General features: G+C 64.0%; 25 protein-coding genes. 12 read left to right on the plus strand and 13 right to left on the minus strand.

Going from position 1 to position 18781, the window contains the following annotated elements; all coding sequences use genetic code 11:
* Positions 1-211: 211 nt before the first annotated feature.
* Complete coding sequence (gene gltX, locus F4U95_RS15610; protein WP_150426310.1) at positions 212-1540, minus strand: glutamate--tRNA ligase; 1329 nt, start codon at positions 1538-1540, stop codon at positions 212-214.
* A 59-nt stretch (positions 1541-1599) separates the two neighbouring features.
* Complete coding sequence (locus tag F4U95_RS15615; RefSeq protein ID WP_150426311.1) at positions 1600-3261, minus strand: NAD+ synthase; 1662 nt, start codon at positions 3259-3261, stop codon at positions 1600-1602.
* A gap of 221 nt (positions 3262-3482) precedes the next feature.
* Here F4U95_RS15615 and F4U95_RS15620 point away from each other — a divergent pair, with 221 nt between their 5' ends.
* Positions 3483-4418 carry a ribose-phosphate pyrophosphokinase gene (locus tag F4U95_RS15620; RefSeq protein WP_120252232.1) on the plus strand — a complete coding sequence of 312 codons (936 nt, stop codon included), beginning with the start codon at positions 3483-3485 and terminating at the stop codon, positions 4416-4418.
* 82 nt (positions 4419-4500) lie between these two features.
* Here the strand turns inward: F4U95_RS15620 and F4U95_RS15625 are convergent, their stop codons facing one another.
* Positions 4501-4737, minus strand: coding sequence for a hypothetical protein (locus tag F4U95_RS15625; RefSeq protein ID WP_120251265.1), 237 nt, complete (start codon positions 4735-4737; stop codon positions 4501-4503).
* Between the two features lie 51 nt (positions 4738-4788).
* Entirely contained in the window at positions 4789-5211 is a 423-nt protein-coding gene (locus F4U95_RS15630) for a VOC family protein (protein ID WP_150426312.1), read from the minus strand.
* A 67-nt stretch (positions 5212-5278) separates the two neighbouring features.
* Here F4U95_RS15630 and hisN point away from each other — a divergent pair, with 67 nt between their 5' ends.
* From hisN to pheT, 7 genes are all read left to right on the plus strand, one after another.
* Positions 5279-6100, plus strand: coding sequence for a histidinol-phosphatase (hisN, locus tag F4U95_RS15635; RefSeq protein WP_120251267.1), 822 nt, complete (start codon positions 5279-5281; stop codon positions 6098-6100).
* A 158-nt stretch (positions 6101-6258) separates the two neighbouring features.
* Positions 6259-6462: a 50S ribosomal protein L35 gene (gene rpmI, locus F4U95_RS15640; protein ID WP_056690492.1), complete on the plus strand. Its 204-nt coding sequence runs from the start codon at positions 6259-6261 to the stop codon at positions 6460-6462.
* 13 nt (positions 6463-6475) lie between these two features.
* Positions 6476-6838 carry a 50S ribosomal protein L20 gene (gene rplT / locus F4U95_RS15645; protein WP_120251268.1) on the plus strand — a complete coding sequence of 121 codons (363 nt, stop codon included), beginning with the start codon at positions 6476-6478 and terminating at the stop codon, positions 6836-6838.
* Positions 6839-7034: 196 nt separating this feature from the next.
* Positions 7035-7652: a LysE family translocator gene (locus tag F4U95_RS15650; RefSeq protein ID WP_150426313.1), complete on the plus strand. Its 618-nt coding sequence runs from the start codon at positions 7035-7037 to the stop codon at positions 7650-7652.
* A gap of 54 nt (positions 7653-7706) precedes the next feature.
* Positions 7707-8033, plus strand: a complete 327-nt coding sequence (locus F4U95_RS15655) for a GIY-YIG nuclease family protein (RefSeq protein WP_150426314.1) — start codon at positions 7707-7709, stop codon at positions 8031-8033.
* An 81-nt stretch (positions 8034-8114) separates the two neighbouring features.
* Positions 8115-9209, plus strand: a complete 1095-nt coding sequence (gene pheS, locus F4U95_RS15660) for a phenylalanine--tRNA ligase subunit alpha (RefSeq protein WP_150426315.1) — start codon at positions 8115-8117, stop codon at positions 9207-9209.
* Positions 9206-11623, plus strand: a complete 2418-nt coding sequence (gene pheT, locus F4U95_RS15665) for a phenylalanine--tRNA ligase subunit beta (protein WP_150426316.1) — start codon at positions 9206-9208, stop codon at positions 11621-11623. Before pheS ends, pheT begins: the two co-directional genes overlap by 4 nt.
* Before the next feature lie 252 nt (positions 11624-11875).
* On the opposite strand, the gene F4U95_RS15670 is transcribed toward pheT, so the two are convergent.
* The 8 genes from F4U95_RS15670 to F4U95_RS24810 all read right to left on the minus strand — a co-directional run bounded on the left by F4U95_RS15670 (position 11876) and on the right by F4U95_RS24810 (position 14676).
* On the minus strand, positions 11876-12115 hold the full coding sequence (locus tag F4U95_RS15670) for a hypothetical protein (protein WP_150426317.1): 240 nt from the start codon (positions 12113-12115) through the stop codon (positions 11876-11878).
* 29 nt (positions 12116-12144) lie between these two features.
* Entirely contained in the window at positions 12145-12402 is a 258-nt protein-coding gene (locus F4U95_RS15675) for a hypothetical protein (protein ID WP_120251274.1), read from the minus strand.
* A 29-nt stretch (positions 12403-12431) separates the two neighbouring features.
* On the minus strand, positions 12432-12743 hold the full coding sequence (locus tag F4U95_RS15680; protein ID WP_120251275.1) for a hypothetical protein: 312 nt from the start codon (positions 12741-12743) through the stop codon (positions 12432-12434).
* Between the two features lie 26 nt (positions 12744-12769).
* Complete coding sequence (locus F4U95_RS15685; protein ID WP_120251276.1) at positions 12770-13060, minus strand: hypothetical protein; 291 nt, start codon at positions 13058-13060, stop codon at positions 12770-12772.
* A 36-nt stretch (positions 13061-13096) separates the two neighbouring features.
* A complete protein-coding gene (pspC, locus tag F4U95_RS15690) occupies positions 13097-13477 on the minus strand; it encodes an envelope stress response membrane protein PspC (RefSeq protein ID WP_120251277.1) in 381 nt (126 codons plus the stop codon).
* A gap of 1 nt (position 13478) precedes the next feature.
* A complete protein-coding gene (gene pspB, locus F4U95_RS15695) occupies positions 13479-13745 on the minus strand; it encodes an envelope stress response membrane protein PspB (protein WP_120251278.1) in 267 nt (88 codons plus the stop codon).
* Positions 13746-13749: 4 nt separating this feature from the next.
* Positions 13750-14418 (minus strand): phage shock protein PspA, encoded by a 669-nt coding sequence (gene pspA / locus F4U95_RS15700; protein WP_120251279.1) that lies wholly within the window; start codon positions 14416-14418, stop codon positions 13750-13752.
* Between the two features lie 84 nt (positions 14419-14502).
* The gene (locus F4U95_RS24810; protein WP_170267498.1) at positions 14503-14676 is read right to left on the minus strand and encodes a hypothetical protein; all 174 of its coding nucleotides are present in this window, start codon (positions 14674-14676) and stop codon (positions 14503-14505) included.
* Positions 14677-14860: 184 nt separating this feature from the next.
* On the opposite strand from F4U95_RS24810, the gene pspF reads away from it, so the two are divergent.
* Positions 14861-15892, plus strand: coding sequence for a phage shock protein operon transcriptional activator (gene pspF / locus F4U95_RS15705; RefSeq protein ID WP_150426318.1), 1032 nt, complete (start codon positions 14861-14863; stop codon positions 15890-15892).
* A gap of 153 nt (positions 15893-16045) precedes the next feature.
* On the opposite strand, the gene F4U95_RS15710 is transcribed toward pspF, so the two are convergent.
* A complete protein-coding gene (locus F4U95_RS15710; protein ID WP_150426319.1) occupies positions 16046-16924 on the minus strand; it encodes a 3-hydroxybutyryl-CoA dehydrogenase in 879 nt (292 codons plus the stop codon).
* A gap of 163 nt (positions 16925-17087) precedes the next feature.
* Here F4U95_RS15710 and F4U95_RS15715 point away from each other — a divergent pair, with 163 nt between their 5' ends.
* The 3 genes from F4U95_RS15715 to F4U95_RS15725 are packed head-to-tail and all read left to right on the plus strand — an operon-like array spanning position 17088 to position 18770.
* A complete protein-coding gene (locus F4U95_RS15715) occupies positions 17088-17558 on the plus strand; it encodes a YbgC/FadM family acyl-CoA thioesterase (protein ID WP_120251283.1) in 471 nt (156 codons plus the stop codon).
* A complete protein-coding gene (gene tolQ, locus F4U95_RS15720; protein ID WP_150426320.1) occupies positions 17555-18259 on the plus strand; it encodes a protein TolQ in 705 nt (234 codons plus the stop codon). The genes F4U95_RS15715 and tolQ overlap by 4 nt, the downstream gene beginning before the upstream one ends.
* 34 nt (positions 18260-18293) lie before the next feature.
* Positions 18294-18770, plus strand: coding sequence for an ExbD/TolR family protein (locus F4U95_RS15725; protein WP_120251285.1), 477 nt, complete (start codon positions 18294-18296; stop codon positions 18768-18770).
* The last annotated feature ends 11 nt before the right edge of the window (positions 18771-18781 follow it).

Consider the following 18781-nt stretch of genomic DNA (forward strand, 5'->3'; position numbering starts at 1 on the left):
ACTAGGCAGCAAGCTGCCAAGTCTCCGTAGCCTCTCCCGTAAAGACGGGAGAGGGCAAGTGAAGCGTCCGCTTTTGCTCGTTGATGCCATAGCTTCATTTGTCACGCCGGGCCTGACCCGGCATCAATTGTGACGGACGAAGATAAGCGGGATCCCGGGTCAAGCCCGGGATGACGATGACGAAAGAGCCTTGCCTGATCGGCAGTCGCGTTCAGGACTGGAGGCGCGCCAACGCCTCATCCCTGCCGATCAGCGGCAGAAGCTGCGCCATGTCCGGGCCGTGGTCCAGACCCGTCAGCGCTCGGCGCAAGGGGAGGAAGAGGGTCTTGCCCTTGCGGCCCGTCTCTTCCTTCAGCGCGTTCGTCAGTGTGCGCCAGATGTCGGCATCGAAGGCAGTGTCGGAGAGGATGCGGTGCGCGCTGGCGAGGAAATCGCGATCCTCGTCCACCACTTGTGGGGCAGTGATCGGGCCGGTGACGATCCGCCACCAGTCGGCTGCGCCCGCGAGCGTTTCCAGATTGGGGCGGATCGCGGCCCATGCCACGGCGTCCACGCCGTCGGGCAGGCGATCGGCCACCGCTTCATGGGGAAGCAGATGGACGATCTTCTGGTTGAGGGTCGCCAGTTCGGCTTCGTCGAAGCGCGCGGGGGCGCGGCCGAAATGGGCGAAGTCGAAACTGTCGATCAGGGGCTGCATATCGGCGAACGGCTCGATGGGCTGCGAACTGCCGAGGCGCGCGAGCAGGGAGGCGACGCTCATGGCTTCGAGGCCGATGTCGCGGAAATGAGCGACGCCCAGCGAGCCGAGGCGCTTGGACAGCTTGCCCTCGCTGCCGGTCAGCAGCGCTTCATGGGCGAAGGCCGGGAGTTGTGCGCCGAGCGCGGTGAACATCTGGATCTGGGTCGCGGTGTTGGAGACATGATCCTCGCCACGCAACACATGGGTGACGCCCATGGCGATATCGTCGATGACCGAGGGGAGCATGTAGAGCCACGAACCATCGGCGCGGCGGATGACCGGGTCGGACAGCAATTTCGGGTCGAAGCGCTGGTCGCCGCGGATCAGGTCGGTCCAGGTGATCGGCTGGTCATGGTCCAGCTTGAAGCGCCAGTGCGGCGTGCGACCCTCGGATTCATAGGCGGCGATCTGGTCCGGGGTCAGCGCCAGGGCGGCGCGGTCATAGACCGGCGGCAGGCCGCGCCCGAGCAGGATCTTGCGGCGCAGGTCCAGTTCCTGGCTCGTTTCATAGGCGGGGTAGACATGGCCGGATGCCTTGAGCGCTTCGAACCGCGCTTCATAGAGGGCGAAGCGGTCGGACTGTTTTTCCTCGCCGTCCCAATGGAGGCCGAGCCATTGCAGGTCGGCTTTGATCGAATCCGCATATTCGGGGCGGGAGCGTTCGAGGTCGGTATCATCAAGGCGCAGCAGGAATTGGCCACCGGATTTGCGCGCCCACAGCCAATTATGGAGCGCGGCGCGGATATTGCCGACATGGAGATTGCCGGTGGGCGACGGGGCGAAGCGGGTGATGACGGTCATTATCTGATCCTAAACCCGTCCGGTTCTCGACAAGCTCGAACCGAACGGGTTGGGGTTGGTTAGATGCTGCGGAAGCCGTTGGTGATCGGATAGCGGCGGTCGCGGCCGAAATTACGGATGCCCAGTTTCACGCCGGGGGGCGACTGGCGGCGCTTATATTCGGCGATGTAGAGCAGGCGCTCGATACGAGCGACCGTCTCCTTCTCGAAGCCGCGCTCGACCAGCTTGTCGACCGACAATTCCTCCTCGACCAGGCCATAGAGGATCGGGTCCAGTATCTCATAGGGCGGCAGGCTGTCGTCGTCGCGCTGATTGTCGCGCAGTTCGGCGCTGGGCGGCTTGGTGATGACGCGTTCGGGCATCACGGGACCGGACGGGCCGAACCCCTCGCCCAGCGACGGGACGTTGGCATTGCGCCAGCGACAGAGGTCGAACACGGTCGTCTTATAGGCGTCCTTCAGCACCGAATAGCCGCCCGCCATGTCGCCATAGATGGTGGCATAGCCGACCGACATCTCGCTCTTGTTGCCGGTGGTCAGCAACATATGGCCATATTTGTTGGAGAGGCCCATCAGGGTGACGCCACGGATGCGCGACTGGATGTTCTCTTCGGCCAGATCGCGGCTGCGCCCTTCGAAGACGGGGCCGAGCATAGAGTCGAAGGCGGCGACGGCCGGCTCGATGGGGATGGTGTCGTAGCGGACGCCGAGCAGGCGTGCGCATTCGACCGCGTCATCCAGGCTTTCCTGACTGGTGAAGCGCGAGGGCATCATGACGCACCAGACCCGGTCGGCGCCCAGCGCATCGACCGCGACGGCGGCGGAGAGGGCGGAATCGATGCCGCCCGACAGGCCCAGCACCACGCCGGGGAAGCGATTGCGGTTCACATAGTCGCGCAGGCCCAGCACCATGGCGTTGTAGATATCGGCCGGGCGCGGATCGAGTGCGTGCTGCTCGCCGGGCAGGCAGACCCACTGGCCGTCCCATTTCTCCCAGGTCGTGAGCACCAGCGCTTCTTCCCAATCGGGAAGCTGCTGCGCGACGCTGAGGTCGCCGTTCATGACGAAGGAGGCGCCGTCGAACACCAGTTCATCCTGCCCGCCCACGCGGTTCAGATAGACGAGCGGCAGGCCGGTTTCGCGGACGCGGGTGCCCGCGACGGCGTTGAGGCGGCGATCGTCCTTGTCCACTTCGAACGGGCTGCCATTGGGGCTGATCAGGATTTCCGCGCCCTCGCTGCGCAGATGCGCGGTGACGAAGGGGAACCAGATATCCTCGCAAATGGGGATGCCGATCTTCACGCCCTTGAAAGAGATTGGCGCGGGCAACGGACCGGGAGCAAAAAGCCGCTTTTCGTCGAAGGTACCGTAATTGGGCAGTTCGCGCTTTTGGCGGATGGCCGTGACGGCACCATTTTCCAGCAGCGCGACGACGTTGAACAGCACACCTTGCGAGGCGACGACGGTGCCGACCAGCATGGCCGGGCCGCCATCGGCGGTTTCCTGCGCCATCCGGTCCAGATGATAATTGGCCTGATCCAGCAAAGCGGGCTTGAGCACCAGATCCTCGGGCGGATAGCCGATCAGTTGCAGTTCGGGATAGACGACCAGGTCCGCGCCCTGCGCCCGCGCGCGCCATTCCAGCATGGCGTCGGCATTGGCTTTGGGGTCGCCCATATATTGGGTCATCTGCGCGAGCGCGATCACGAGTTTTTCGGTCATGTCCGCGCCCTAGAGCATTTTTCGCTACAGCGAAAATGCTCTGTCTTTCGATGCCGCATTTTCGAACCCAAGGCCCGCTTCGCGCACCTTCTCAAAATGGCTGGTCCATTTTGCCCTACGGCGCAAAAGCGCCTTTCCACATGCGCCATGCGCCGCTAAAGGGGCCGCGTTTCGCGCATCGTCATCAATTCGTCACGCCAATTAGCCTGGGGATTTTCGCCATGAAACTCATGACCGGCAACTCGAACAAGCCGCTTGCGGCCGCCATCGCCGACTATATCGAAATCCCCCTGACCGACGCCAGCGTCCGCCGTTTCGCGGACGAGGAAGTTTTCGTGGAAATTCATGAGAATGTCCGCGGCGAAGACGTGTTCGTCATCCAGTCGACGGCCTATCCGACCAACGACAATCTGATGGAATTGCTGATCATGATCGATGCGCTCAAGCGCGCGTCGGCCAAGCGAATCACCGCTGTCGTCCCCTATTTCGGCTATGCCCGGCAGGACCGCAAGCCCGGCCCGCGTACGCCCATCAGCGCCAAGCTGGTCGCCAACCTGATCACCACAGCGGGCGCCGACCGCGTCTTGTCGGTCGATCTGCATGCTGGCCAGATCCAGGGCTTCTTCGATATTCCGACCGATAATCTGTTCGGTGCGCCGGTGATGTCGGCCGATATTCAGGCGCGCTTCGGCGACAAGAATATCATGGTCGTGTCGCCCGACGTCGGCGGCGTGGTGCGCGCCCGTGCGCTGGCCAAGCGGCTGGACAACGCCCCGCTCGCCATCGTCGACAAGCGCCGCGAGCGCGCCGGCGAATCCGAAGTGATGAACATCATCGGCGACGTGAAGGGCCGTTTCTGCATCCTGATCGACGATATCGTCGATTCGGCCGGTACGCTGTGCAACGCCGCCGCGGCGCTCAAGGCCCAGGGCGCCGAAGACGTGATCGCCTATGTCAGCCATGGCGTGCTGTCGGGCGGCGCGGTCGCCCGTGTCGATGCGTCGGAGCTGCTGGAACTGGTCATCACCGATTCGATCCAGGGGACCGAGGCGGTGAACACGTCCAAGCGCATCCGCCACCTGCCCATCGCCCCGCTCCTGGGCGAGGCGATCAAGCGCATCGCGGACGAGAGTTCGGTGTCCAGCCTGTTCGACTAAAAGGAGGATGGGCTGGCGAACGATCCGGGGGATCGTTCGACCGAACTGCGTCGGTGTCCAGCCTGTTCGATTGAGGACGGCGTTACGCCGCTGGGAACAAGACCAGCGGCGTCGCACAAAAGAGGATCAGCGCGACGACGATGCGCTGGCCGCGCGATATGCCGAGCGGCTTGCCCTGCCAGACCATGGGGCAGGTCAGAATGGCGAGGCCGATGAGCATATCGGACAACATCGCCGAGCCACCGATCGGCATGTCCTGCCGCAGCGCGAGTCCCGCAAACAGAGCGATGAAGCTCAATATCCAGCCGACCATGGCCATAAACGTGCCCCTTTTCCGATCGGAAGGTAGAACGGCGGGGTTGCCGAAGACTTAATCGGTCCAGGGATCGTAGCTGCCGAAACTCCACACATTGCCTTCGGGATCGAGCGCGGTGTAGCCGCGGCCGGGATAGCCCGGATTGTCATGCGGTTCGTCCACCACCACCGCGCCTTCGTTGCGGGCATGGAGGCAATGGGCGTCGGGATCCGGCACGACGATATAGACGCAGGCGGTGATGCCGCCGAGGTCGCGGGCGGTGGACCAGGTGTAGAGCGATTCGCCCTCCATATCCTTGACGCTGCCCAGCATGATCATGCCGTCGCCCAGGGTCAGCTGGGCATGGTGGATGATCTTGGGGTCGGCTTCATCTGGATGGACGGCGTGGCGGGCAAAGCCGAAGGCGGCACATAGAAAGTCGATCGCGGCGGGCGCGTCGGCATAGCGCAGGCATGGGATGACGGGCGAACCGGGCATGTTCCTCTCCTTCTCTCTTGCGCCGTTCAGTCTAGCGCAAAGCCGGCGCAACCGCTAGGCGAGAGGCATGACCACCCGCGACGACCTGGCCCTTGCCAACCGCCTTGCCGACGCCGCCGGCGCCGCCATCCGCCCCTTTTTCCGCGCCCGCTACGATATGGAGATCAAGGCGGACAAATCGCCGGTGACGGAGGCCGACCGCGCCGCCGAAGCCGCGATCCGCGCGATCCTGGAGAAGGAACGCCCGGATGACGGCATCATCGGCGAGGAATATGGATCGGTCCGCGAGGATGCGGAGCGGGTGTGGATACTCGATCCGATCGACGGGACGCGCAGCTTCATTGCCGGGCGGCCGATATTCGGCACGCTGATCGCGCTAACGCAGGGCGGCTGGCCGACCATCGGCATCATCGACCAGCCGATCGCGCAGGAACGCTGGGCCGGGATGAGCGGACAACCCACGACCTTCAATGGCAGGCCGGTGCGCACGCGGGCCTGCAAGGCGCTTGAGGGGGCAGGCATCGCCACCACCAGCCCTCACCTCTTCGCCGAAGGGGACGTGCCCCATTATATGGCGCTGGTCGCCGCCGTGTCGGGCGGATCGCCGCGACAGGGGCCGGTCTATGGCGGGGATTGCTATAATTACGGGCTGCTGGCGTCAGGCTTCCTCGACATCGTCATCGAATCCGGCCTGCAAAGCTATGACTTTGCCGCATTGGTGCCGGTGGTCGAGGGCGCGGGCGGCCTGATGTGCGACTGGAATGGCGAGCCGCTGACGGCGGACAGCGAAGGCCATGTGCTGGCGCTGGGCGATCCGGCGCGGCTGGAGGATGTGCTGGAAGCGCTGCATGCGGCCGGGCATGATCATGGCCATCATCACGGTCATTAAAGCTTGGCATTGAGATGCTGCCGTAAAAAGGCGGCGAATCGCTTGCCTTTTGCAGCATAGGCCCCTATGCGCGCCGTTCGCGATATTCAGTGGGACCGCCCGGCTAACTAGGGCTGCCGGGGCTGTCTGTAATCGTCGCGCCAACCAAGGAGACGAAAATGCCCAAGATGAAGACCAAGAGCGGTGTGAAGAAGCGCTTCAAGTTCACCGCCACCGGCAAGGTGAAGCATGGCGTCGCTGGCAAGCGTCACCGCCTGATCAGCCATAACGCCAAGTATATCCGTCAGAACCGCGGCACGTCCGTCCTGTCGGATTCCGATGTTGCCCATGTGCGCCTGTGGGCGCCCTACGGCCTGAAGTAAGGAGTAGAGGCACATGGCACGCGTAAAACGTGGTGTTACCACCAAGGCGAAGCATAAGCGGATTTTGGATCAGGCGAAGGGCTATTATGGCCGTCGCAAGAATACGATCCGTGTCGCTCGCCAGGCTGTCGAAAAGGCCGGCCAGTACGCTTATCGCGACCGTAAGGTTAAGAAGCGTTCGTTCCGTGGTCTGTGGATTCAGCGCATCAACGCCGGCGTTCGCGCCGAAGGCCTGACCTATTCGCAGTTCATGCATGGTCTGAAGCTGGCGGGCGTCGAACTGGACCGGAAGGTCCTGGCCGACATCGCGATGCACGAAGGCGAGGCGTTTAGCGCCATCATCGCCCAGGCGAAGGCTGCGCTGCCCGCAGCCTGAGCGGACTGATCGCAAGATCGTCTTAAAAAGGGCGCCGGGGCAGATGCTTCGGTGCCCTTTTTGTTTTTACTCGCCCTTCGTTCGTGCTGCGCCTTTCGAGGCAGGCACGCGCCCTTCGACATTCAAGCGAGACAGGTGGCTCGCTTGAACAGGGCGAACGGAGATTGGTTGAGCCTCAGCACCGAGGAACCATCCCATGTCGCTGCATCTCTGGTGGTTGTACGTTACGGCGGTTTTCCTGATTTCGGCCACGCCGGGGCCCAACATGCTGCATGTGATGACGCAGAGCATCGCCCATGGCCCGCGCAAGGCGCTGGCCACGATGGCGGGGCTGATGAGCGCGGTGCTGCTGTGCCTGGTCGCCTCCGCGCTGGGCCTTGGCGCGTTGCTGAAGGCGTCGCCGCGTCTGTTCGACGTGCTGCGCTATGCCGGCGTCGCCTATCTGGTGTGGCTGGGGATCAAGGCATGGTGCGCGCCCGTCGGCGGTGGCGAGGCGCAGGCGACCCATGCCCGTTCGGCCCGCGCGCTTTATGGCTCCGGTTTGTTGACCGGGCTGGCCAATCCCAAGCTGATCATCTTTGCCGCAGCCCTTTTCCCGCAGTTCATCGATCTGGCGCGTCCCTTCTGGTTGCAGCTTGCGATCCTGATCGTCAGTTTCGTGGTGATCGAGAGCTTCTGGTATAGCGTCTATGCGCTGGGCGGCCTGCGGCTGGCCCGCTGGCTGGCGCCGGCCAACCGGCAGAAGCTGTTCAACCGCGGCACGGGGTTGATGTTCATCGGTTTTGGCGGGGCGTTGCTGGGGGCGCGGGCTTAATATCGCCAACGTCGTCATTCCCGCGCAAGCGGGAACCTATCTCCCGAGGTTGCGATGAAGCGCGAGATCAGTCCAACCGTGTACATCCTCGCGAGCCGTCGCAATGGCACGCTCTATACGGGCGTCACCGCCGACCTCATAAAGCGCCTCTATGAGCATCGAAACGGCTTGATCGAAGGCTTCACGAAAGACTACGGCGTCAAGCGCCTGGTCTGGTTCGAACCGCATGACAGCATGGACAGCGCCATCCTGCGGGAAAAGCGGATCAAGAAATGGAACAGGCAGTGGAAGATTGAGCTGATCGAAGCCGGCAATCCCGATTGGGACGATCTGGCGCTGGGCTTTGGCTTTGAGCCTTTGTCCTCTGTACGTAGCGAATGACCGGCAGGTCAGGAGATGTTTGACCGAGTCACGTGCCTCGGTCGAACCCGCTTTCGCGGGAATGACGAAGGTTTGAAAATTATGACCGAAATTAGCGCATTGAAAGCCGGCCTGATCGCCGACATCGCCGCCGCCGGCACGCTCGACGCGCTGGAGGCGCTGCGGGTTGGGGCGTTGGGCAAGAGCGGGGTCGTGACCGGCCTGCTCAAGACGCTGGGCGGCATGTCGCCGGACGAGCGGATGGAAAAAGGCCCGCCGATCCAGGATTTGCGCGAGAGCGTGACTGCCGCTCTGACCGACAAGAAGGCCGCGCTGGAGCAGGCTGCGCTCGACGCGAAGCTGGCGTCGGAGAGGGTCGACATGACCCTGCCGGCCGATCTGGGTGCGCAGGGCAGCGTTCATGCCGTCAGTCAGGTGATGGACGAACTGGCCGAGATTTTCGCGGACCTGGGCTTTTCGGTCGCCACCGGGCCGGAGATCGAGGACGACTGGCATAATTTCACCGCGCTCAACATTCCCGAGACGCACCCGGCGCGCGCGATGCACGACACTTTCTACTTCCCGGACGAAGAAGGGCAGAAGCGGATGCTGCTGCGCACCCATACGTCGCCGGTGCAGATCCGCACGATGATGAACGGGACGCCGCCGCCGATCCGCATCATCGCGCCGGGCCGCGTCTATCGCAGCGACAGCGACGCCACGCACACGCCGATGTTCCACCAGATCGAGGGGCTGGTGATCGACAAGGGCATTACGCTCGGTCACCTGAAATGGACGCTGGAAACCTTCCTGAAGGCGTTTTTCGAGCGCGAGGATATCGTCCTGCGCCTGCGCCCCAGCTATTTCCCCTTCACCGAACCGTCGGTCGAGGTCGATGTCGGCTACACGCTGACCAATGGCCAGCGCGTGATCGGCGGCGACGGCGATGCGGCCGGTGGCGGCTGGCTGGAAGTGCTGGGCAGCGGCATGGTCAATCGCCGCGTGATCGAGGCGTGCGGGCTTGATCCCGACGAGTGGCAGGGCTTTGCCTTCGGCACCGGGGTCGATCGGCTTGCCATGCTGAAATATGGGATGAACGACCTGCGCGCCTTCTTCGACGGCGATCTGCGCTGGCTGAAACATTATGGATTCTCGGCGCTGGATGTGCCCACGCTGAGCGGAGGAGTCGGCGCATGAAGTTCACCCTGAGCTGGCTCAAGACGCATCTGAAGACCGATGCCGACCTGACGACGATCCTCAAGACGCTGAACGCCATCGGGCTGGAGGTCGAGGGCGTCGAGAACCCGGCGGACAAGCTGGGCGCGTTCAAGATCGCCAAGGTGCTGACCGCCGAGAGGCATCCGCAGGCCGACAAGTTGCAGATACTGAGCGTCGATCATGGCGACGGCAATCCGTTGCAGGTCGTGTGCGGCGCGCCCAATGCGCGCGCGGGCCTGATCGGCGTGTTCGGGGTCGAGGGCGCGGTGGTGCCGGTCAACGGCATGGTGCTGAAGAAGACCGCGATCCGTGGCGTCGAATCCAACGGCATGATGTGCAGCTTCCGCGAACTGGAGCTGGGCGAGGATCATGACGGCATCATCGAACTGGCGGCGGATGCGCCGGTGGGGCAGGTCTATGCCGACTGGGCGGGGTTGAACGATCCGGTCATCGATGTTTCCATCACGCCCAACCGGCAGGATTGCATGGGTGTCCGCGGCATCGCGCGCGATCTGGCGGCGGCGGGCCTCGGCACGTTGAACGCCATCATCGTGCCGGTGATCGAGGGCGCAGGTCCGGGGCCGGATGTGCGGACGGACGATGTGGACGGGTGCCCGGCCTTCTTCGCGCGCACCGTGCGCGGCGTGCGCAATGGCGCGTCGCCCGAATGGATGGCCAAGCGGTTGAAGGCGATCGGACAGAAGCCGATCAGCACTTTGGTCGACATCACCAATTATATCATGATCGACCTCGGCCGGCCGCTGCATGTCTATGACATGGCGAGTCTGAAGGGCGGGCTGGTCGCGCGCAAGGGCAAGGCCGGCGAGCAGGTGCTGGCGCTCAATGGCAAGACCTATACCGTCGACGAGACGATGACGGTCATCGCCGACGATGAAGCGGTGCACGACATTGGCGGCATCATGGGCGGCGAACATTCGGGCGCGCAGGACGGCACGACCGACGTGCTGATCGAATGCGCCTATTTCACGCCGGAGCGGATCGCGGTGACGGGGCAGAAGCTGACGCTGACGTCCGACGCGCGTGGGCGGTTCGAGCGTGGCGTCGATCCGGCGTTTCTGGACGATGGCCTGTCGATCGCGACCGATCTGGTGGTGAAGCTGTGCGGTGGAAGCCCGAGCGAGGCGACCCGCGCCGGCACCCCGCCTGCTACGCCCAAGACCGTCGCCTACAGCCCCGACCAGTGCCTGGCGCTGGCCGGAGTGGATGTGCCGGCCGACGAGCAGCAGCGCATCCTGGAAAGCCTGGGCTTTGTCGTCAGCGCCACCGGTGGCGGCCTCGAATATCAGGACGGCATGCCCGTCAGCGTGCCGGCCAGCTGTACCATCACGGTTCCGACCTGGCGCCGCGACGTCGATGGCTGGCCCGATATCGTCGAGGAAGTGGTGCGCATCGTGGGCCTGGACCATGTGCCTTCCACCCCGTTGCCGCGCGTGCCGGGCGTCGCTCGCCCGACCGCCACGCCCGAGCAACTGGTCGAGCGTCGCGTGCGCCGCACGGCGGCTGCGCGCGGGCTGGCCGAAGCGATCAACTGGTCTTTCATTTCCGAAAAGGAAGCCGCTGCCGTAGGTGGGGGTGACTGGACGCTGGCCAATCCGATCTCCGAGGATCTGAAGGTCATGCGGCCTTCGCTGCTGCCCGGCCTGTTGTCGGCGACGAAGCGCAATGTCGATCGCAGCGCGACGAGCGTGCGGCTGTTCGAGCTGGGCCGTCGCTATTTCAAGCAGGGCGAGCGGGCGACCGTCGGCTTCGTGCTGGCGGGTGAAAAGACCGCGCGCGGTTGGCAGTCGGGCAAAGCGCAGGCGTTCGATGCGTTCGATGCCAAGGGTGAAGTGATCGCGCTGCTGGCCGCCGCCGGTGCGCCGGTGGGCAACCTCCAGAATTTCGGGGAAGCGTCCGCCGCTTATCATCCGGGTCAGTCGGGTACGTTGCGGCTGGGGCCTAAGGCAGTGCTGGCCGAATATGGCGTGCTGCATCCCAGCCTTGCCAAGCAGTTCGGGCTGACGGGCACCGTAGTCGCGGGCGAAATCTTCCTCGACGCCATTCCGGGCAAGCGCAAGAGCGGCTTCATGCGCGCGCCCTATGCCCCGCCGGCCTTGCAGGCGGTGAAGCGCGACTTCGCCTTCGTGGTGCCGGACACGGTCGAGGCCGATGCGCTGGTGCGCGGCGTGAAGGGCGCGGACAAGAAGAGCATCGTCGACGTGCGCCTGTTCGACGTCTTCGTCGGGCCGGGCGTGGAAGACGGCTTCAAGTCGCTCGCCATCGAGGTGACGTTGCAGCCGGGCGAGAAGAGTTTCAGCCAGGAAGAGCTGGAAGCGATCAGCGCTGCGGTGGTCAAGGCTGCGCAGAAGCTGGGCGGTAGCCTGCGCGGCTGACCCGGTTATCGACGGACAAGATAAAGGGCGTGGTGAGCAGTCACCGCGCCCTTTTTACCATCCGCCGGCCGTCAGCGTGTGCGGGAGCCGATATGAGAACGCCATAAAGCCAAATCATGTAATGTTCCCCGGCGTAGGCCGGGGTCCAGTTCAGAGCGTGGGACTGGACCCCGGCCTACGCCGGGGAACGCAGCAGTATAAAAGCTCCGCTCGGTAGAGGGCATCGCTCAGCCCGGGCGGATGGGGTGCTGCTTACAGATCCACGCCCGCCGCGATCGCTTCCAGCTTGCGGATGCGTTCCTTGAGGTCGGCGACCTCGATCCGGGCAGCGGCGGTGGGGGGACCGCTGTCTTCGCTCTGGCTGTAGCGGATCAGTTCGGCGCGCTTCAGCTCCAGCCAGCCGTTCCAGCCGCGCAGACCGGCGGCCGTGAGGATGGAAAGGCCGGCCAGGCTGGCCGCCGCCAGGGTGATGTAGAGATAGGGGTCTTGCATATAAGCCTCCCTGCCCGGTCAACCGACAATCAGTCGCGGTCCCGGAGTTTTTCGAATTCCCGCTCCAGCGCGGAGGAGCCATCCGTCGCCAGCCGTTCCAGCACGGCGACGCGATCCTTGAGCGCCTTCACTTCCGCGCGCAGCCGTTCCGTTTCCGGGTCGGGGCCGCGCTGGATCAGCGTTTCGCCCTTGCCGTGGCGCACGACGCCATATTTGGCCTGCAACACCCGCGAGATTGCGATGATCGCCACGATAAGGACGACCATGGAAAAAGGATTGTCGATCATCTGTCTTGTCCCTTGATGATGTCGTGCGATCAGTTGGCGGGGCCGCGCAGCTGTTCGATCTCGCGATTGAGCTGGTGGCTGCTGTCGGTGACGATGCGTTCGACCACGATCAGGCGATCCTTCATCGATCCGATCTCCGCGCGCAGCTGGGCATTTTCCTGGCTCAGCAGCTTGATACGCTCGACCATTTCCTCATTCTTCTGCGGATAGACCGCCTTGCCCCAGCTATTTTCCAGCGGGTAGCCGTTCTTGATGCGCAGCCATGTGGTGAAGATCCAGCCGCCGACCGCGAGCGATCCGACGATGACCGCCACGGGCGCAAAGGCTTCGAATGGAAACATGATGATTACTCCCCTTGCCTGGTCGGTCAGCGCAGTGCGTCGATGTCGCGCGCGGTGCGGGTGGCGGGATCGGTGGCGATCCTCTCCAGCACCGCGATGCGCTCTTCGAGACGGCTGATGCGGCCAACCAGCTTTTCGTTTTCGCTTGATAAAAGGTCGATTTTTCGACCGGCGTCAGGTTCCGTTCGATGAACGGTGCCAGTCCACTCATTTTCCACCGGATAGCCGTGGCGGGCACGGACCCAGGTGGTGAACATCCAGCCCAGCGTCGACATGGCGATGATGGCGAGGACGAAGAAGGGACCACCGAAATTCATGACTGTGTCTCCCTGTTATACATCCCGACCGACGGTTCAGCGCAGGCTGTCGATCTCGTCGGCGAGGCGGGTGTTGCGGCTGGTATAATAGATTTCGATGTCGGCCAGGCGGCGGTCGATGTCGCGGAATTTGGACCGGACGTCGCGGGTGGAGCGCGTCGGGTTGGTGCGCACCCCCTGCCAGAATTTCTCGTCATCGCGGTCCGCATAGAGGCCGCTCGGCTTGTTTTCGGCGAAATAGGCGACCACGACATAGGCGATCAGGGTCCAGGGGAAAGCGCCCATCAGGGTGACGAGCACCGCCCCGACGCGAACCCAAGTCACGTCGATCCCGCTATAGTCGGCGATGCCGGAGCATACGCCCATCCATTTGCCATTGGCCTTGTCGAGATAGAATTTGGTGCGGCGGGCGGTCATGTCAGCTCCTCCGGTCGAAATCGAAGCCATCGTCACTCGATGGGCGTTGCGGGCGAAATTCGGGATTGTCGGCCGCGACGATCCGTTCGACCGTCTGGAGCCGTTCTTCGAGACGACGGGCGAGAAGGTGGAGGTCGTCCAGCAGCTTCTCATCCTCGTCGGTGATCTTGGGCGCCTGCTTCCACTTGGTGACATAGTGGAAGATCAGCCAGGGCATGCCGATGAACAGCATGCCGCAGACGATGACGGGCAGGAAAACCTCTTCCATCGGATCAGCCTTCCCTGTTCATGCTGGCCTTGAGCGCGGCGAGATCGGCATCGACTTTGTCGGCCGACTTCAATTCCGCAATCTCTTCTTCCAGCGTCTTGGGCTGCGCGCCAAGGCTCATCGCGTCGGCGCGGCCTTCGGCCATGTCCACGCGGCGTTCCAGCATGTCGAAGCGGGCAAAGGCGTCGTTGACCTTTTCGCCGGCATAGGCTTCGCGGACGCGCAGGCGGTTTTCGGCGCTCTGCATGCGAGTGACCAGGCTGTTCTGGCGGGCGCGGGCTTCGCGCAGCTTGCCCTGCAACTTGGCGATATCCTCTTCCGAGGCGCGCAGCGCTTCGTCCAGCGTCTCGATCTCATGATTGAGATGATCGGCCATGTCGGCGGCCTTCTGGCGTTCGACCAAAGCGGCCTTGGCCAGGTCTTCGCGATCCTTCGACAGGGCAAGCTGCGCCTTTTCGGTCCAGCTGTCCTGCAAGCCGTTCAGCTTGGCGATGTGGCGGCGCATTTCCTTCTGGTCGGCGATGGTGCGCGCAGCCGAGGCGCGGACTTCCACCAGCGTTTCCTCCATTTCGAGGATGATCATGCGGATCATCTTCGCGGGGTCTTCCGCCTTGTCGAGAAGGTCGGTCACATTGGCAGCGATGATGTCGCGGGTGCGGGAGAAAATACCCATTTTAACGTCACTCCTGGTCGTATTTGGTTCAAGTGCCGGGGCGGGCGAGAGGGGGCAAGTCCCGCCCCGGCCGGGTGTGCGGCCTTACGCCAGATAGCGCAGGGTCGCGGGGGTCTGTTGCGTCGCGAGAATAGTGACTTCGCTGGCGCGGGCCGGGCCGACCGCCGAAAGGATCATGGTGGATCCGAACAGCACGGCGGCAATGGCGACCGACATCAGCTGGCCGATTTCGCGAACGCTGTTGCTCTGGTTGGTCATGGTCATACTCCCTGAAACTTGGCCTTCATAGGTTCCGCGATTGATTGCGGATTGTCCCCAGCTTTGCAGAGGCCGTGCCAATTTCAAAAAAATGGCGGATTTGTGCGACTTTGAACGGTTTTTGGCATGAGGGACGCAATAGGCCACTTGCCAAGGAGTGGGAAATTTCACCATAAGTTGGCGCATGGAGAAAAATACGCAGTTTGTCGGCCAGAGCTTCGCCTTTCTCGACGCGGTCGAGCAGGCGGGCCGCGCGGCCGAACTCAATCGGCCGGTGCTGGTGATCGGCGAACGCGGTACCGGCAAGGAGCTGATCGCCGAGCGGCTGCATCACCTGTCGCCGCGCTGGGGCGAGCCGCTGATCGTCATGAACTGCGCGGCCTTGCCCGAGACACTGATCGAGGCGGAATTGTTCGGCCATGAACAGGGCGCCTTCACCGGCGCGACCAAGGCGCGGCCCGGCCGGTTCGAGGATGCCGATGGCGGGACATTGTTCCTGGACGAACTGGGCACGCTGTCGATGGCGGCGCAGGAACGGCTGCTGCGCGTCGTGGAATATGGCGAGGTCACGCGGATCGGCGCGTCGCGCGCGGTGCAGGTGGACGTGCGCATCGTCGCGGCGACCAATGAGGACCTGCCCGCCGCCGCCGAAGCCGGGCGGTTTCGGCCCGATTTGCTCGACCGGCTGAGTTTCGAGGTCATCACTTTGCCCCCGCTGCGCGCGCGGGAGGGGGATATCAGCGTATTGGCGGACCATTTCGGGCGGCGCATGGCGGCCGAGCGGGACTGGCCGCAATGGCCGGGCTTTACCGCCGCCTGCGCGGCCGAACTGGAAGGCTATGGCTGGCCGGGCAATGTGCGCGAATTGCGCAATGTGGTGGAGCGCGCCGTCTATCGCTGGGACGAGCCTGGGCGGCCGATCAGCCGCATCACCTTCGATCCCTTCGCTTCACCCTGGAAGCCCAAGCCGATGATGCCGAGGGCCAGTGCGGCACCGGCGGGCGAGGCCCCTGCCCCGGCGGCCATCGCTGCGCTGCCCATCGCATTTGAGGATGTGACCGACCTGCGTGCGGCGGTGGATGGGCATGAGGCGGCCATCATCCGCGCTGCGCTGGACCGGTTCCGCTATAATCAGCGGGCGACGGCCAAGGGGCTGGGGCTGACCTACGACCAGTTGCGCCATTGTATGAAGAAACATGGGTTGAGCGCGGGCTGAAGAACAGCGAAGCGCCAAAAAACGCCGTCATCGCCGCGACCCGAAGGGCGACCGTAGGTCAACGCGGGAACCCATCTCTCAACGTCACATGATGGCGGGAGGGCCGGAGATGGATTCCCGCCTTCGCGGGAATGACGAGCGTAAAGACGGGGGTTAGCGCGTAGGCACAGGCTCCGGACCCGAATAGTCGTAGAAGCCCTTGCCGGTCTTGCGGCCGTACCAGCCGGCCTCGACATATTTGACCAGCAGCGGCGCCGGGCGATATTTGGGGTCGCCGGTGGTGGTGAGGAAGACGTTGAGGATTTCGAGCGCGGTGTCGAGGCCGACGAAATCGAGCAGGGTCAGCGGCCCCATCGGGTGATTGAGGCCCAGTTTGCAGGCCTGATCGATGTCGGTGACGCTACCCACGCCTTCGCCCAATACGAACACGGCTTCATTGAGCATCGGCAGCAGGATGCGGTTCACCACGAAGCCCGGCGCGTCGAAGGCGTGGACCGTGGTCTTGCCGATCTTTGCGGCGAAACCCTCCACAGCGGCGACCGTCTCGGGCGAAGTGGCGAGGCCGCGAATGACCTCTACCAGCACCATCACCGGCACGGGGTTGAAGAAATGGACGCCGACGAAGCGGCCGGCATCCGGCGCGGCCTGCGCCAGCCGGGTGATGGGGATGGACGAGGTGTTGGTGGCGAGGATGGCGTCCGGAGCCAGTATCTTGCCGACATTGGCGAAGATGGCGCGCTTCACCTCTTCCCGCTCGGTCGCGGCCTCGATCACCAGTTGCGCGCCGGCCAGCGGCGCGATGTCGCCGGCCGGCGTGATGCGGGCGAGCGCGGCGTCGGCGTCGGTCTGGCTGATCTTTTCCTTTTCCACGGCGCGGGTCAGCAGCTTGGCGATGCCGGCCAGCCCCTTTTCCGCGCGGGGCAGGTCGATGTCCGACAGTATGACGTCATAGCCCGCCTGTGCCGCGACCTGCGCGATGCCAGCGCCCATCTGACCCGCGCCGATCACGCCTACCGTCCGAATATCCGTCATGCCTGTCTCTCCATTATGACTGCATACGTCTTTAGCTGCACTGCCGCATCTGGGCTACCGCACATTACATCGGGCGATGGAATGTGCCATCATGGCGGACGGATTGCATAAGGCCGCTATTTCCGGCTTTGCGCTGCGCGGCGGCCATGGTTAAAAGCCCGGCATGTCTGTTTCCGAAATGATGCCTGCGCCGGCCACCGGACGCTTCATTGCCGCCGTGCATCATTTCCCCGTGCGCGTCTATTTCGAGGATACCGACCTGTCGGGCCTCGTCTACCACGCCAATTATCTGCGCTATATGGAGCGCGCCCGGTCCGACATGCTGCGCGTCGCGGGCATCGACCAGCGCGCCAATCATGAAGGGGGTGCCGGCGTCTATGCCGTCACCGACCTTCAGATCAAATATCGCCGCCCCGCCCGGCTGGACGACGACCTGATGGTGGTGAGCCATGTGACGGCGGTGCGCGCCGCCAGCTGTGTCATTCATCAGTCAGTCAGGTGCGGCGCGGAAGAGTTGACGAACGCCAGCATTTCCGTCGCCTGGCTGACGCCGCAGGGTCGCCCGCAGCGCCAGCCCAAGGCCTGGACCGACATTTTCACCCGCCTGTTGCAAGGGGAAGACCTTCACCCATGACGCTCAACCTGCCTGCCGGCGCCATTACCGACGCCGCGACCATTTCCCCGCTGGCCCTGTTCCTTCAGGCCGACATCGTCGTGAAAGGCGTGATGCTGGGCCTGTTGCTGGCCAGCATCTGGACTTGGGCGATCATCATCAGCTTCAGCTTCAGCCTGCGCAAGGCGAGCAAGGAAAGCCGCAAGTTCGAGGCGGATTTCTGGAAGGCGGAGGATATCGACCGCTTTTATGAATCGCGCGGCAAGACGGAATTTCCGGCGGCCAAGGTGATGGCGGCAGGCGTCACCGAATGGCGCCGCTCCACCGCGCAGAAGGTGATCGACCGCGACGGCACGCGCGACCGGCTGGCGACATCCATGTCGAGCACGATCGCGTCGGAAGTGGATCGGCTGTCGGATCGGCTGAACATTTTGGCGACGGTCGCGTCGGCCGCGCCGTTCATCGGCCTGTTCGGCACGGTGTGGGGCATCATGCGCGCCTTCACCAGCATCGCGGCGGAGCAGAATAGTTCGCTGGCCGTCGTGGCGCCGGGCATTGCGGAAGCGCTGTTCGCGACCGCCATCGGCCTGTTCGCGGCGATCCCGGCACTGATCGCCTACAACCGGTTCAGCCATGGCATCAACCGGCTGGAAGCGGGGCTGACCCGTTTTGCCGACAGCTTCTATGCGACGTTGAGCCGTGAACTGGAGGCGCAGCGATGACCTTGGGCATCGCTGCAAACAAGGGAGCGCGCTGATGGCGATGTCCGGTCCTCCTTCCGCCCGGCGCGGACGCGGGCGTGCGCCGATGGCCGACATCAACGTGACGCCGCTGGTCGACGTCATGCTGGTGTTGCTGATCATCTTCATGGTGACCGCGCCGCTGCTGGTGACGGGCGTGCCGGTGAACCTGCCGGAAACGCGGGCCAAGGGGCTGGATGCGGACGCCAAGCCGACGATCGTGTCGATCGACCGCGACGGCGGCCTGTTCATCAACGACGACCAGATCGGCGACGCAGACCTGCCCGATCGGCTGGCCGAGATCGCATCGGCCCATGCCGGCCAGCCCGAACCGCCGCAAATCTTCCTGCGCGCCGACACGGCGCTGGATTATGGCCGGGTGATGCGGGTGATGGGTGAGCTTAACCGCGCCGGCCTGAACAAGGTATCGCTGGTCAGCACCGATGCCGGCGGTGCGGATAGCGCCGGTTCGGACAGCGGCAGTTCAGAATAGGGGCCATAGGT

Source organism: Sphingobium limneticum, from assembly GCF_008710165.1.
GTDB classification, from domain to species: domain Bacteria; phylum Pseudomonadota; class Alphaproteobacteria; order Sphingomonadales; family Sphingomonadaceae; genus Sphingobium; species Sphingobium limneticum.